Origin of the sequence: Staphylococcus pasteuri, assembly GCF_030547725.1 — a bacterium.
GTDB classification, from domain to species: domain Bacteria; phylum Bacillota; class Bacilli; order Staphylococcales; family Staphylococcaceae; genus Staphylococcus; species Staphylococcus pasteuri.
Genome location: NZ_JAUOQO010000001.1, coordinates 347,031 through 362,378, shown reverse-complemented (window position 1 = coordinate 362,378; position 15,348 = coordinate 347,031). Strand labels below are relative to the sequence as shown.

The window sequence follows — 15,348 nt, the reverse complement described above, 5'->3', positions numbered from 1 at the left end:
GGTTTGTATACTAATTTAAGTGTGCAAACCTTTTTAGTTATAAAATAAAAAAACGTCTAGGTTTATACCCAGACGTTTTAAAAAAATATATTTAAATTAGTCTTGTACGCTGAATTCTGCTGAAGCTTCGAATTTAACGTCTTTACCTAACATTACGCCACCAGTTTCTAATGCTTGGTTGAAGTTGATCCCGTATTGTTCTCTGTTAATTTTACCAGTTACGATGAAACCAGTAACTTGTTCGCCGTTCATAGGGTTTTTACTTACGCCATTGAATTCAACGTCAAATTTTTCTTCATGAGTTTCACCTTTAATAGTTAAGTCACCAACAACACTGTTTTCGCTGATTTCTTTAGTTACGAAAGTGATTTTGTCGAATTCGTCAGTACCGAAGAAATCTCCTGATTTTAAGTGATTGTCGCGATCTTCATTAGCAGTATTGATTGATTTTGGATCGATTGTTACTGTTGCTTTTAAAGAACTTAAGTCGTTAATGTCGCCTTCAACATTTACGTCAAATTGATCAAATGTTCCTTTAACTTTTGATACCATTAAGTGTTTGATTTGGAATTCTAAAGAACTGTGTACGCTATCGAATGTAAATTGAGTCATAATTAACTCCTCCGTTTTCTTTTTAATATATCATTTGTACTTGATATAAATAATATACTACACTATTTTTAGAAAAGCAAACTTTTTAATGCTTAAATATCTAAAAGTTTTAGGCTTTTTCTACTTTAAAAGTATATTTATTAACAAAAAGTGTCAAATGATAAGAATAAAAAAGTAGAAAAATTAAAATACGGGAAAAATAAAAGTAAAGAGGTGTTTAAATATGACAATTTCAAGAGGTATTAATCATATTGGACTTACTGTTCCTGATATTGAAGAAGCAACACAGTTTTTTAAAGAAGGTTTAGATGGAAAAATTGCTTATGATAGCCAAACAAAATACGACAACCCTAGAGAAGGAGAATTTGTTGAACGTGTCTTAGGACTACAACACGGTGCCAAAATTATTAAAAAACGAATGATGGTATTTGGAAATGGACCTAATATTGAACTATTTGAGTTTAAAGATGCAACACAACGTCAAGCAGAGACATTGCAAGATATTGGCTATACGCACATATCTTTTTATGTAGATGACTTTGAGCATGCTGTAAAACAAGTTAAATCTGCTGGTGGCGAGCCAATTTCAGAACCACATTTAAATACACGTTATGAAGATACGAACGATAATCAAACAGTTTATATCAAAACACCATGGGGCAGTTTAATTGAATTACAAACGATTCCTAACGGATATTATTATCCTCCTGATAGTGAATCAGAAGTTTACATTCCGAACGAAATTAAGTGATGAGTTATGATTGTTCGAAAAAGGGGTATTAATAATATAAAGGGGTCGATGACCATGAATTTTATAAAATATATACAATCAGCAGATGGTACAAATTTGTACGGTAAAATTAACACGGTTAATAACTCAAAAGCTAATGTCATTATAGTACATGGTTTAGCAGAGTATCTTGATAGATATGATGAGTTGGCGGCTTTTTTGAACGATAATCAATTTAATGTTATTCGTTATGATCAACGAGGGCATGGTCGTTCAGAAGGAAAACCTGTATATTATAATAATGAAAATGAAATTATTGAAGATTTGGATGCAACCGTACAATGTGTGATGGAAAATTGTCCAGGTAACATTTATTTGATTGGTCATAGTATGGGTGGTTATGCAGTTACTCTATATGGAACGAAGCATCCTGGGCTTGTTGATGGTATTATTACTTCTGGAGCGTTAACGAGGAATCATTTAAATTTGTTTGGAGACCTTGATAGTAATCACCCTTATGATATGTATATACCTAATGAATTAGGAGAAGGCTTATGTTCTGATGAAGAAGTAGTTCAAATATATGAGACGGATGATTTAATTGCTGAAGATATATCAATGGGTTTAATTTATACGTTATTAGATGGTGTTAAGATATTGAAAGAAAATGCAGCATATTTTACTGAACCGATATTGATCTTGCATGGCAAAGATGATGGATTAGTAAGTTATCAAGATTCACTAGAATTGTATAATGAAATTGGTTCTAAACATAAATCAATACACATTTATGACGGCCTTCAACATGAAATATTTAATGAGTCATCATATAATAAAAATATTTTCCGGGAAATTGTTGAGTGGTTAACACGTGAAATTAATAAATAGAGTTAAAGGGATAATACATCAATGGCGATGTATTATCCCTTTTCATAAAATATAGTTAATGTAATAAAACTTGAGTTACTAACATGCCACCACCGAATACAAGTACAAAGACAACCACTGGCCAAACGAAACGGAACCAATGAGAATAACGCATGTTAAGCATTTGTAATGTAGCCATGACTAAACCGGTTGGGGCTAAGAATAACATTGCATATTGACCAAATTGATACGCCGTAACAATCGTATATCTAGGAATACCCACCGTATCGGCTAATGGTGCAAAAATAGGCATCGCTAATACAGCTAGTCCAGATGATGATGGAATAATAAATCCTAGGAAGAAAAAGATAAATAGTAATGCGATAACAAATAATGGACCTTGAATATTTTCAACAAGTGATGAAGAAAAATGTAAAATCGTATCTGATATTCTTCCGTTATTTAATACTAAATTGATACCACGTGCTAACCCTATAATAAGTGAGACACCTACTAAACTTGATGCCCCTTTAACAAATTCATCTACAACACCTTGTTCTCCCAATCCTTTTGGACCTGTCGCAGCTAAGAACATAATAATAATGGTAAATATTAGAAATGCTGAAGCCATAGTTGGGAACCACCAACCTTGAGACATGACGCCCCAAACCATCACAGGGAAGGGTATAACAAATAGTAATAAAATTAATTTCTTACGTGTAGTAAATGTTTGTTGCTGATTATCATGCTCCATGACAGACCATTGTTGATTAAATGTATCTTTATCTTCATAACTATATGAGGCTTCAGGGTTCTTTTTAATCTTTTTACAGTACCAATAGAGGTAACCTATAACAAACATGGCTCCGATAATACAACCGGCAACACGCCAGTACAATCCTTCAGCAAAAGTTGTACCAGCTGCATTAGAAGCGATAACCACTGAAAATGGATTGATTGTTGAGAATGTTGATCCCATAGAACTCGCCAAAAAGATAGCTCCTACACAAACAATAGAATCATATCCCATAGCGATAAAGATAGGGACAAGAATAGGGTAGAAGGCTACAGCTTCTTCTTCTATACCACATAGTGTTCCACCAAGTACCATTAATATAGAAACAAAGAAGATTAAAAGAAATTCTCTCCCTTTTGTCTTTTGAGTCAACGCGAGAAGTCCGGATTCAAAAGCACCACTCGCTTGAACAACACCAATTAAACCACCTAGTATAAGTATAAAGACCATAATATCAGCAGCTTCAATTGTTCCGTTAACCATGCTACTTGTAATGTCAGTTAATTTAGCAGGATGTTGATCTAAACGTTCATAAGTATTTGGAATAGAAACAGGCTTATTAATCGCACCTGAAGTGAACTGATTAATATCAATTTTGACACCCATTTTGTCTAATTCCTGTTGTGTTGCTTTATGTGTTTCAACTTTACCTTGAGGATTTTCGACCTTTAATGAGTGATCTTCATAAGATAATTTTGAATACGAACCTGCTGGAATCATCCAAGTTGCTAATACAGCTAAAATGGTTAAAATGAATAAAATTGCAAAGGCACCAGGCATTTTCAACTTGAACTTTCTCTTAGGTGAAGATGTATGCTTTTCTTTTTTTATTTGTTCTGCTTTCATAAAATCTCCTCCTACCCAAATTCTATATTGATGAATTATTATAAATAAATATGCATTTAATTCCAAACAATTTAAGCATAACATGGATAGAGATAAACAGTGAGGAAAATTTAACATTTATGAGCAAATATTTATAAATTTAAAAATTTGTAAAAAATAGAGGATAAGACTTTAACTTAGTATAAAAGTAAGAGACTATAAGAAATTATGAATAAGAATATATTATTAATATGACTGACAAAGTCTTTTTTTAAAGATAAGTAAGTTTGAAGTTTGTATACTAATTACTTATTAAAAACAATAACAACCTAATACAAGGGTGTAAATGTCACTATTGTACTGGTTGTTATATTGATATCCTAACTAGGATTGAATATATCTTTTCAAATGTTTGGCAGTTACGGATTGTTCTATATCTAGTAATCCTTTTGGCTCACCACTATATAGTAATTGTCCGCCCTTATCGCCAGCATAAGGGCCAATATCTATAAACCAATCCGCTTGAGTCATCATTGTTAAATTATGTTCAATTAAAATAACGGTATTACCTTCTTCAATTAAATGGTTAAAGCATTCAATTAAAATGGGCAGGTCATCTTCATGAAGTCCAGTAGTGGGCTCATCAAAAATAAATATCGCATCATGTACAGTTTCTGTTAAATATTTACTTAATTTAACACGTTGAATTTCACCACCAGACAATGTATCAAGGGACTGTCCAAGTGTCATATAATACAATCCAGTGTTGGCTAGGGCTTGTAAAGGTTGCACAATATGATTGTCATCTTTAAATTTCTCAATAGCTTCTTGAACTGTTAAAGATAAAATATCTGCAATAGAATAGCCATTTACTTTAGCTTCAAGCACTTCAGGACGATATCTTGTACCACCGCACATTTCACATGTTTGAGAAAAATCGGGCATAAATGCTAATTCAGTTTTAATAACTCCTTTACCATGACACTCTGGGCATGCACCTTCTGAATTATAACTAAACATACTTTTCTTTAAGCCAGTTTGCTCACTAAAGAACGCTCTTACATCATCAAAGATATTTAAATAAGTTAGTAGATTCGAACGGTTTGAAGCATGAGCAGGCTTCTGATCGATAAATATAGCTTGCTCATCTTTTTCAAATGCTGTTGTAATTAAAGAACTTTTACCAGAACCAGCTACGCCTGTAACAACAGTCATCGCATATTTAGGTAATTGAGTCGTAATATGTTGTAAATTATTTTTAGAAATATCCTTAATATCTAACATATCAGATGATACTCTTATATTTTCTTTTAGATTATGAGAGCGATGCAACGCTTGTCCAGTACTCGTACTAGATTTAAGTAAGTCTTGGTAACTACCTTCAAAAGTAATTTGTCCGCCATCTTTACCGGCTAATGGCCCAATATCGATAACATGGTCGGCAGTTTTAATGACATCAGGGTCATGTTCTACGACGAGTACTGTATTTCCTTTGTCTTTTAAAGATTGAATTAAATCATTAATTCGTTGAATATCTTCAGGATGCAGTCCAACACTTGGTTCATCAATAATATAAACTAAATCGCTCAATGGACTGTTGAGATGACGAATAAGTTTGATACGTTGCGATTCACCACCAGATAATGACGTGGTTTCACGAGATAAAGTTAGATAATTGAGACCTACATAACTAAGTGATTCAAGCTGTTTTTTTAACGGTTCGATAATTACTTGTGCTTTAGTAGAATGAATCTTATGTAAAAAGTCTAACGCATCATCAATTTGTAAATCAGTAAAATCAGCAATATTCATACCATTAATTTTACAACTTAGTACTTTATCATTGAGACGTTTACCATGACAATCTGGGCATGCATGTTTATGAACAACACGTTCTATATCTTTAGCAAATCTCTTTTTCTCAAAATTATCATTTAGTAAAAATGAGCGTCTGAACCTATGAATTAAACCTTCAAATTTTGCGGTTCTGGGCCAATTAGAAGGAGGATTTTTAAGTTTTGTTGGTTCAGTATATAAAAATGTATCTAATTCTTCCTTAGTATAATCTTTTAACTTTTTATCGTTATCAAACAATCCAGTATATAAATAACGTTTCCCTCTCCAACTATCAGGTCGGAAAGATGGAAAATTGATAGCATCTTCATTTAAAGACTTATCAAAATCAATTAATTCATTTAAATCAATATCCTCTACATAACCTAATCCTGAACAAGTTTCGCACATACCTTTTGTATTGTTAAAGGAAAAGACATCAGAATAACCTACAAATGGTTCTCCTATACGTGACCATAATAAACGTACTGATGCATAAATATCAGAAATCGTCCCAACTGTGGAACGAGAATTTCCTCCTAATCGTTTTTGATTAATAATCATTGAAACAGGTAAGTTTTGAATTTGATCAACATCAGGTTTTGAAAATTGACTCAATTGATGTTGTATATAACTTGAATAGGTCTCATTGAGTAAACGCTCAGATTCAGCTGCTAGTGTATTAAATACTAAAGAAGACTTACCGGAGCCAGACCTCCCTGTAAAAACTGTAAGTTGATGTTTAGGAATAGTAACATCAATATTCTTTAAATTATTTTGTTTGGCGCCAATGACTTTAATATCTGACATATGCCTTCACCTCTTAGTCGACTTTACCCTAAAATTGTTATCCAACTCGTTTAATGTTTGTATTTTAAGATTAACTATTAATATATAAAGTATATCTAGTTAAAAAATAAAAATTATATAAAATTGGAATTGATGATTGACTTTTTGTACAAAAATTCGTAACATTTTAATAAATAACCAGTTAAAGTAAGTGTTGGTTTTAATGTAAAAAGTATTTTTTATTTTAATACTTTTGAAAGCGCTTACTATTAAATGAGAAAGGATGGTCATTATGAAAGCTTGGTTTACTAAACTATTTGAATTTTTACCACGTGCAATCATTAATTTATTTATCTAGTAACATAGAATTGATTTGAAAATTAAAAATAAAATAGAGGTGCTGAATATGAAAAATAGAGAAAATAAATATAGTATTCGTAAATTTAGCGTAGGAACATCATCGATTTTAATTGCAGCCTTATTATTTATCGGTGGCGGTTCTGCACAAGCAGCTGAAAATCAAGATCAGGGAAATCTAGATTCTGAAGCTAAACAAGCACAATCTATTGGGGAACAACATGGGAATGATGTTAAAGATGAACAATTAAATCAATCTAGTGAATCAAAAAATAATAATGATAATGTTGAAGTACAGAATAATAATAAAAATGAAGAAGTAAAATCAAATTTACATAATGAATCATCTGTTGAGTTAAAAAATAATAATACAAATGAACAAAGCGTAGACAAAGAAGTCGACCCAGAATATAACAAAGCAGACAAAGAAAAAGAAGTAGATTCGGAATACAACAAAGCAGACAAAGAGAAGCAAGTGGATCCGGAATACAACAAAGCAGACAAAGAAAAAGAAGTAGATCCGGAATATAACAAAGCAGACAAAGAGAAGCAAATAGATCCGGAATACAACAAGGCGGACAAAGAGAAGCAAGTAGATCCGGAATACAACAAGGCGGACAAAGATAAAGAAGTAGATCCGGAATACAACAAAGCAGATAAAGAGAAGCAAGTAGATCCGGAATACAACAAAGCAGACAAAGATAAAGAAGTGGATCCGGAATACAACAAAGCAGATAAAGAGAAGCAAGTGGATCCAGAATTCAGTAGAGTAGGTAAAACAACACAGCCACAAAATAAAGTAACTGCTCAACAAACTGCTTCGAAAGATAATAAAGGATTAAATCAAACAGATGCCTCTAAATCAACAAAACAAAAGAAACAAGCTATTTCTTTAGATGAATTAGAAAATGGTACTACTACACTATCAAAAGATAATCCAAGTAAAAAAGATAAAGAAGAAAAAGATGGTTTGAAAGCTTTAAAATCAAATTCAGTAGCAACCTTAAACAATAAATCTAAAAATAATGCCACGGTTGCTAATAAAGATCAAACAAACAAGAAGGCTAAACAGGATCAATATAAAAACCATGATCCAATTATTCTAGTACATGGATTCAATGGTTTTACAGATGATATTAACCCAGCAGTACTTTCACACTATTGGGGTGGCGACAAAATGAATATTCGCCAAGACTTAGAAGAAAATGGTTATAAATCGTACGAAGCAAGTATCAGTGCTTTTGGTAGTAACTATGATAGAGCAGTAGAACTTTACTATTATATTAAAGGTGGTCGTGTAGACTACGGTGCTGCTCACGCTGCGAAATATGGTCATGACCGCTATGGTAAAACGTACGAAGGTGTTTATAAAGATTGGCAACATGGTCAAAAAGTTCATTTAGTTGGACATAGTATGGGTGGTCAAACGATTCGTCAACTTGAAGAACTACTAAGAAATGGTAATCAAGAAGAAATTGATTATCAGAAGAAACATGGCGGTAACATCTCTCCATTGTATAAAGGTAATAATGATAACATGGTATCTTCAATTACAACGTTAGGAACGCCACATAATGGTACACATGCATCTGATTTAATCGGAAATGAAGCGGTTGTAAGACAAGTGGTTTATGATATAGGTAAAGCATTTGGTAATAAAGACTCAAGAGTGGATTTCGGATTATCTCAATGGGGCTTAAAACAAAAGCCTAACGAATCATACATTGACTATGTTAAACGTGTTAAAAATTCTAAATTATGGAAATCACAAGATAGCGGGTTATACGATTTAACTAGAGATGGTGCTACAGATTTAAACCGTAAAACATCATTAAATCCAAACATTGTCTATAAAACATATACAGGTGAAGCAACGCATAAAGGATTATTTGGTAGACAAAAAGCAGATTTAAATATGTTCTTGCCGTTTACTTTAACTGGTAACGTAATTGGTAAAGCAACTGAAAAAGAATGGCGTGAAAATGATGGCCTTGTATCAGTTATTTCTTCACAACACCCATTTAATCAAAAATATACAAATGCTACAGATAAAAATCAAAAGGGCATTTGGCAAGTAACACCAACAAGACACGATTGGGACCACGTTGACTTTGTCGGACAAGATAGCTCTGATACAGTGAGAACTAGAGAAGAATTACAACAATTCTGGCATGGCTTAGCAGCTGATTTAGTAGAAAGTGAAAAACTAACATCAGAGGAAAAGGCACATGCTTAAATAAGTAATTATATAGAAAATAAAGAAAGGAGAATGCGATATGTCTGGAGACTTCTTCCAATTAATCGGTTCATTATTCAAAGTGTTAAAAGAATTATTTAAATAAAAAAGTTTAAAAATGCGCCTAACAAAATTTAATATATTTGTTAGGTGCTCTTTTATATTTAAAAATTAATAGTGACTATAGTAAAATATAAAAGTTAAATTTATGTAAAAATTATAAAAATAAATGATTTAAAATTAAAAAATTGTTATGATGAGTATGTAGTTAATTATTCACTTTGGAAGGAGATTTTAACAATGAAAAAGATGACAATGTTAGCAGGATCTGTATTGGCTGGAACAATTGCTATGGCAGGAGTATCTAGTGTGGCGGATGCAAGCTCAGTTCAAAAGCAAGATACTAACAAAGTAGAACATACACAACAAACAAAACAAGGTGAACGCCCATATGGTGGTATTGCTCCTAAAGGTATGACTGAAAAACAATATCAAGAATTAGAAAGTAGATTACCTAAAGCGAGTGAAGTTTCAGTAAAAGAATATAATCAATTAATTAATAAAGAAACACAAAGAATTGCAGATAAATATGGTGTTACAATTTATACACCACAAAAAACATTCCATCCTCATAAATAAATTTAAATATACCAAATAAGGAGTATCGATTTATTCGATACTCCTCGTTAATTAATTAGGTAATAAAAAAAGCAAGTTCTTCAATGAAGAACTTGCTTTAATATAAGTAGCGGAGGGAGAAGGATTTGAACCAACGCGAGCTAAAAGCTCCTACCAATCATAAATGATTGGCCTCTTAAGCCAGACTTGAGTATCCCTCCAAATCAATAACAGAAACTAGTATATAATAATTTAAACGATTTGTAAAGACAAATGGTGAAAAAATTAAGTTTTTGTAAAAAATAAGTAAATTTCAAGGTATCAACTCCAATTTTTTTAAAATAAAGAACGAATAACACGGGCAATACCACTCATTATTTCGGGGATAAAGCTCAATACATCTGCCCAAAACGATTGCTTATACTTCTTATCTTCTTGATCAATTACTTTTTCATCTTGATCTTTACGTTGGTTTCCCAATGTTATACCTCCTATACAATAATTCCTAATATATTTTCTTATATTATAACGTTTATACATATTACTGTATATTAAATGAATAATCCTGCTTATTTAGTATGTAGTAAAAATTACTTAGTGTCACATAATCGTCAATTTTAAAAAATATACATTATAATGCAAAGTAATTCAGAGAGAAGAATTATGATTTTTTAAAGATGATGCTTTAGAATGCTTAATTAAAAATTGTCTTAATTTTAATATAATGAAAATAAAATGAAAGCTTATGAGAACTCGCTTGGAGTATTTAAAAAAATATCAATTTCCTTCTTCACGTACCTCCAATTTTTTTGTAATATATCACGCATGTTGATTTTTTAACGAAACGATTAAAGGGGGAAGCAGTGATGAGAGAAAATAAAATGATGTTTTTCATATTTATGTTAGGTACATTTACTGTAGGAATGGCTGAGTATGTCGTAACAGGATTATTAACTCAAATATCCAATGATATGCGTGTATCTATTTCAAGTGCAGGCTTATTAGTAAGTGTTTATGCCATTAGTGTTGCAGTAATAGGTCCTTTCATGCGAATTTCTACTATGAAAGTACATGCACATCGACTATTACCTCTTCTCGTAGCGATATTTGTTATTAGTAATGTAATAGGAATGTTAGCACCTAATTTTTATGTATTATTATTATCTAGAGTATTGTCTGCGGCAATGCATGCACCTTTCTTTGGTGTTTGTATGAGTGTAGCAGCAGTTGCACCACCTGCTAAAAAACCACAAGCCATTGCCTTAGTGCAAGCTGGATTGACTATAGCAGTAATGATAGGCGTACCATTTGGATCATTTTTAGGTGGATTAGCAAATTGGAGAGTTGTTTTTGGCATTATGATTATGTTAGCTGTCATAACAATGCTAGGCATGATGAAATTCACGCCACATGTATCATTAAGTTCAGAAGTAAATATTTCTAAAGAATTAACAGTATTCAAAAATCCTCACATCTTAATCATTATAGCAATCATTGTCTTTGGTTACTCAGGTGTATTTACAACATATACATTTATGGAACCAATGATACATGAGTTTGCACCATTCAAAATCGTCGGCTTAACAATATGTTTATTTTTATTTGGTCTCGGTGGGGTAATAGGCAATTTAGTCACAGGAAGTGTACCAGAACATGCATTAACTAAATATTTATTCTATACTTTCTTATTGCTATTTATCACAATCATTTTATTTGTAACATTCGTGCATTATGCGATATTAGCATTTTTAATCTGCTTTTTATTTGGTTTTGGTACATTTGGAACAACACCATTGCTTAATAGTAAAATTATTTTAAGTGCTCAAGAAGCACCATTACTTGCAAGTACATTAGCTGCATCTATATTTAACGTTGCTAATTTTATTGGAGCTATATTAGGATCAATTTTACTATCTATAGGTTTACCTTATTTGACGATTACGTTTATTTCAGGAAGCATCATTATTTTAGGTATTTTACTCAATACAGTGAACCATTTTTATGAGAAAAAACATATACAATTTCATAATTAAGTGAGATCACCTACTCGAAGTTGTATCGAGTAGGTGTTTTATTTATATAAGATAGAACTGAGTATAAATTGATTCACATATTTTATGGCTTAGAGAAAATGATACGAATTATTCGAAAAAAAGAGACCTAATAATACATTTTTTGAATATATATCGCTCAAAAACATGATATAATAAAATTAGATATATTTATTATAAAATTCATTTTATAATAGTGGGCGTTGGCACAATTTTATAAATAGAACAAATAGTCGAAATAGCGCTTCAACACAGCAATGATAGTACGTCTAATTGAGGAGGCCTATGATGGAAGGAAAGGTAGACTTAAGTCGCATTTTCAAAGTATTACGTAAAAATATTAAAAAACTTATCACCATCCCTGTTATCTTTATGATTTTAAGTGCAATTTTTACATCATTATTCGTAACCCCGAAATACGCGGCTTCGACACAGATCTTAGTTAATCAGAAACAAATTGAGAACAATGTCGTAAACCCAAATAATGTGCAAAATAGTTTGCAGTCAGTTAATACATATGCAGAAATAATTAAAAGTCCAAGGATACTTGAGAGAGTTTCAAAAGAACTAGACTATAAATACGATGTTAAGGAATTAAGTTCATTTGTAAAAGTGACGAATCAATCGAATTCTCAAATTATTAATGTTTCTATAGTGACAGAAAATGCCAAGGTATCGGCGAAGATAGCAAATAAAGTTGCAAAAGTTTTTGCTAAAGAAGTGCCCGATATTATGGATGTAGATAATGTATCTGTATTATCTAAAGCGAGCGATACTGAGAATAAAGTAGCACCGAATATAACTAATAATATGCTTCTTACTGGTCTTGCGGCTTTAGGTTTAACATTGCTTATCATTTATTTAAAACATATTTTAGATAGACGCATTAAAACTGAACAAGATGTTTTAGATGAATTGCAGTTACCAGTTTTAGGTGTCATACAAAAATTTAAAGTATAAGAGGAAGTACAATGTCAAATGTAAGAAGAAAATATCCCAAATTAATTGTTAATGAACAACCGAAATCTCCTATTAGTGAAAAATTTAGAGGTATTCGCTCAAATATTTTATTTGCAAGTGCAGATGATCCTATTAAGAGTGTTGTCGTTACGTCAGATGGACCAGGGTCTGGTAAATCAACCACATCTGCTAATCTTGCAATTTCATTTGCCCAAGCTGGTTATAAAACGATACTTATTGACGGTGATATGCGTAAACCGACACAGCACTATCTTTTTAAGTTGCCTAATAATGAAGGATTGTCTAGTTTATTACTTAAATGGTCAGATTATGAAAGTGCGATTCAATCTACTCACATTGAAGGATTGGATGTACTTACGTCAGGACCTATTCCGCCAAATCCTTCAGAACTCATTACCTCAAGATCGTTTAAAAATATGTTTGATCATATTTCGGAAAAATATAATTTTGTCATTATTGATACGCCACCCGTAAATGTAGTCACAGATGCACAATTATTTTCTAACTATACGCAACATGCAGTATATGTCGTTAACGTTGAATCAAATAATAAAGAAGAAGTTAAGAAAGGTAAACAATTACTTGAAAAAAGTGGTTCAAAAATTATTGGTATCGTATTAAATAAAGCACCTCAAGAGAAGAACTCTAAATATTATGCTTACTACGGAGATGACAAATCATGATTGATATTCATAACCATATATTGGTTAATATGGATGATGGCCCACAATCAAAAGAAGCAATGATCCAATTGCTTAAACAAGCAAAACAAGAAGGAATTACTTGCATCATCGCTACGCCACATCATTTACATCCTAAATATCAAAATAGCTTTCAACAAACGTCACTTAAATTAGCGGAATTAAAACAATTACCTGAAATTAAATCATTAGGGATTGAGTTTTATCCAGGTCAGGAAATAAGAATAACTGATGAAATTATACAGGGTATTGAAGAGGGTAGTATTCAAGGATTAAATAGATCTCGATATTTATTAATTGAATTTCCTTTTGGAGAAGTTCCTCATTTTACCAAACGTTTATTTTTTGAATTACAAACCAGAGGTTACATACCTATCATAGCTCATCCTGAAAGGAATAAAATGATTGCTAAAAATCCATGTATCTTATACGAGTTAATTTGCAATGGTGCGTTGAGTCAATTGACAGCAGATTCGTTATTAGGTCAATTTGGTAAAAATATTCAAAGGTTATCTATACGTTTAATTGACTGTCATCTAGCTCACTTTATTGCTTCGGATGCACATTCTATAGAACAACGCCCCTTCGCATTAAATGGATTATTTAATGAGCGAAAGCTATCATCATATCGTAATGAAATAGAAGAAATGATTCAAAATGCTAAAGCAATTGTAAATAACGAAGTGATATATTCAGATAGACCATGTAAACCGGAAACAATTAAACGATTTTTAAAATGGTTTTAATAAAAGAAATGGTTGTGTATCACCTCTGAATAATAACATTCAAAATACTAAATGTTATTATTTCGTAGTCAAATGAATCTATGGATCTGTGAATGGATAATGGTGGAAGTCATTTTAAGATTATTAGTCAGAATATTCTTATAAATAGGAGATTTTTTATTATGTTTAAAGATAAAGTGATACTAATCACGGGTGGTACTGGATCTTTTGGAAACGCTGTTCTTCAAAGGTTGCTTAACACCGGTATTAAAGAAATTAGAATATTTTCAAGAGATGAAAAGAAACAAGATGATTTAAGAAAACAATACAAAAGTGAAAAATTAAAATTCTATATTGGAGATGTACGTGATTTATCCAGTATTGAATTAGCTATGAATGGTGTTGATTTTGTCTTTCATGCAGCAGCATTAAAGCAAGTTCCTTCATGTGAATTCTTTCCATTAGAAGCGGTGAAAACAAACATTTTAGGTACTGCTAATATGTTACAAAGTGCTATCAATCACAAAATAAAAAAGGTTATTTGTTTATCTACAGATAAGGCAGCGTATCCGATTAATGCTATGGGCATGTCTAAAGCATTAATGGAGAAAACATTTGTCGCTCAATCGAGAAAGGTCGACCCGTTAGCAACTGTTATATGTGGAACAAGATATGGTAACGTCATGGCTTCACGTGGCTCAGTTATTCCTTTATTCATTGAAAAAATTAAAGCAGGAGAGCCGTTACCAATTACAAATCCCTTAATGACTCGATTTTTAATGAGCTTGGACGAAGCTGTTGAACTTGTTATTTATGCTTTTAAACATGCTGAAAATGGGGATATTATGGTTCAAAAATCACCTAGTTGTACAATTCAAGACTTAGCACAAGCTTTATTAGAATTGTTTGAGGCAAATAATGATATCCAAATTATAGGTACAAGGCATGGAGAAAAAGAGGCAGAAACTTTGTTAACTAAAGAAGAATATGCACGCTGCGAGGATTTAGGAGAATATTTCAGAATACCTGTAGACGCACGTAACCTAAATTATGATAAGTACTTTGATGAAGGACAACATCATGACAAAACAATTTATGAATATAATTCTAATAATACACAAAGACTAAATGTAGCAGAAATTAAAGAAAAATTATTAACTTTAGAGTATGTAAGAAATGAATTAAAAGTATATCAGACTCAATAACAACTGCAGGGAAGGAACATTA

Annotated in this window: 13 protein-coding genes and 1 tRNA gene; 9 read left to right on the top strand and 5 right to left on the bottom strand. The window is 31.7% G+C overall.

Features of this window, described 5'->3' with window-relative positions:
* Positions 1 to 96: 96 nt before the first annotated feature.
* Positions 97 to 612, bottom strand: a complete 516-nt coding sequence (locus Q4528_RS01625) for a YceI family protein (RefSeq protein ID WP_017637283.1) — start codon at positions 610 to 612, stop codon at positions 97 to 99.
* Between the two features lie 223 nt (positions 613 to 835).
* Between Q4528_RS01625 and Q4528_RS01620 the strand changes: the two genes are divergently transcribed.
* The gene (locus Q4528_RS01620) at positions 836 to 1,363 is read left to right on the top strand and encodes a VOC family protein (RefSeq protein WP_046467192.1); all 528 of its coding nucleotides are present in this window, start codon (positions 836 to 838) and stop codon (positions 1,361 to 1,363) included.
* Positions 1,364 to 1,417: 54 nt separating this feature from the next.
* Positions 1,418 to 2,230, top strand: a complete 813-nt coding sequence (locus Q4528_RS01615; protein ID WP_017637281.1) for an alpha/beta hydrolase — start codon at positions 1,418 to 1,420, stop codon at positions 2,228 to 2,230.
* A 55-nt stretch (positions 2,231 to 2,285) separates the two neighbouring features.
* Here the strand turns inward: Q4528_RS01615 and Q4528_RS01610 are convergent, their stop codons facing one another.
* Both Q4528_RS01610 and Q4528_RS01605 read right to left on the bottom strand, forming a co-directional pair.
* Entirely contained in the window at positions 2,286 to 3,851 is a 1,566-nt protein-coding gene (locus Q4528_RS01610) for a YfcC family protein (protein ID WP_017637280.1), read from the bottom strand.
* A gap of 363 nt (positions 3,852 to 4,214) precedes the next feature.
* Complete coding sequence (locus Q4528_RS01605) at positions 4,215 to 6,473, bottom strand: ATP-binding cassette domain-containing protein (protein ID WP_072291843.1); 2,259 nt, start codon at positions 6,471 to 6,473, stop codon at positions 4,215 to 4,217.
* Positions 6,474 to 6,858: 385 nt separating this feature from the next.
* Between Q4528_RS01605 and lip the strand changes: the two genes are divergently transcribed.
* Entirely contained in the window at positions 6,859 to 9,045 is a 2,187-nt protein-coding gene (gene lip, locus Q4528_RS01600) for a YSIRK-targeted triacylglycerol lipase (protein ID WP_072291844.1), read from the top strand.
* Between the two features lie 300 nt (positions 9,046 to 9,345).
* On the top strand, positions 9,346 to 9,684 hold the full coding sequence (locus Q4528_RS01595; RefSeq protein ID WP_017637277.1) for a hypothetical protein: 339 nt from the start codon (positions 9,346 to 9,348) through the stop codon (positions 9,682 to 9,684).
* A gap of 110 nt (positions 9,685 to 9,794) precedes the next feature.
* Here the strand turns inward: Q4528_RS01595 and Q4528_RS01590 are convergent.
* A tRNA-Ile gene (locus Q4528_RS01590) sits at positions 9,795 to 9,884 on the bottom strand.
* Positions 9,885 to 9,999: 115 nt separating this feature from the next.
* Entirely contained in the window at positions 10,000 to 10,143 is a 144-nt protein-coding gene (locus tag Q4528_RS01585; protein ID WP_017637276.1) for a hypothetical protein, read from the bottom strand.
* Between the two features lie 386 nt (positions 10,144 to 10,529).
* On the opposite strand from Q4528_RS01585, the gene Q4528_RS01580 reads away from it, so the two are divergent.
* The 5 genes from Q4528_RS01580 (at position 10,530) to Q4528_RS01560 (ending at position 15,326) form a co-directional block, all read left to right on the top strand.
* The gene (locus Q4528_RS01580) at positions 10,530 to 11,696 is read left to right on the top strand and encodes an MFS transporter (RefSeq protein ID WP_303520289.1); all 1,167 of its coding nucleotides are present in this window, start codon (positions 10,530 to 10,532) and stop codon (positions 11,694 to 11,696) included.
* Positions 11,697 to 12,002: 306 nt separating this feature from the next.
* The gene (locus Q4528_RS01575; protein ID WP_017637274.1) at positions 12,003 to 12,674 is read left to right on the top strand and encodes a Wzz/FepE/Etk N-terminal domain-containing protein; all 672 of its coding nucleotides are present in this window, start codon (positions 12,003 to 12,005) and stop codon (positions 12,672 to 12,674) included.
* A gap of 11 nt (positions 12,675 to 12,685) precedes the next feature.
* Complete coding sequence (locus Q4528_RS01570; protein ID WP_017637273.1) at positions 12,686 to 13,378, top strand: polysaccharide biosynthesis tyrosine autokinase; 693 nt, start codon at positions 12,686 to 12,688, stop codon at positions 13,376 to 13,378.
* Positions 13,375 to 14,142, top strand: a complete 768-nt coding sequence (locus Q4528_RS01565) for a tyrosine-protein phosphatase (RefSeq protein WP_017637272.1) — start codon at positions 13,375 to 13,377, stop codon at positions 14,140 to 14,142. Before Q4528_RS01570 ends, Q4528_RS01565 begins: the two co-directional genes overlap by 4 nt.
* A 161-nt stretch (positions 14,143 to 14,303) precedes the next feature.
* Entirely contained in the window at positions 14,304 to 15,326 is a 1,023-nt protein-coding gene (locus tag Q4528_RS01560) for an SDR family NAD(P)-dependent oxidoreductase (RefSeq protein WP_046466921.1), read from the top strand.
* The last annotated feature ends 22 nt before the right edge of the window (positions 15,327 to 15,348 follow it).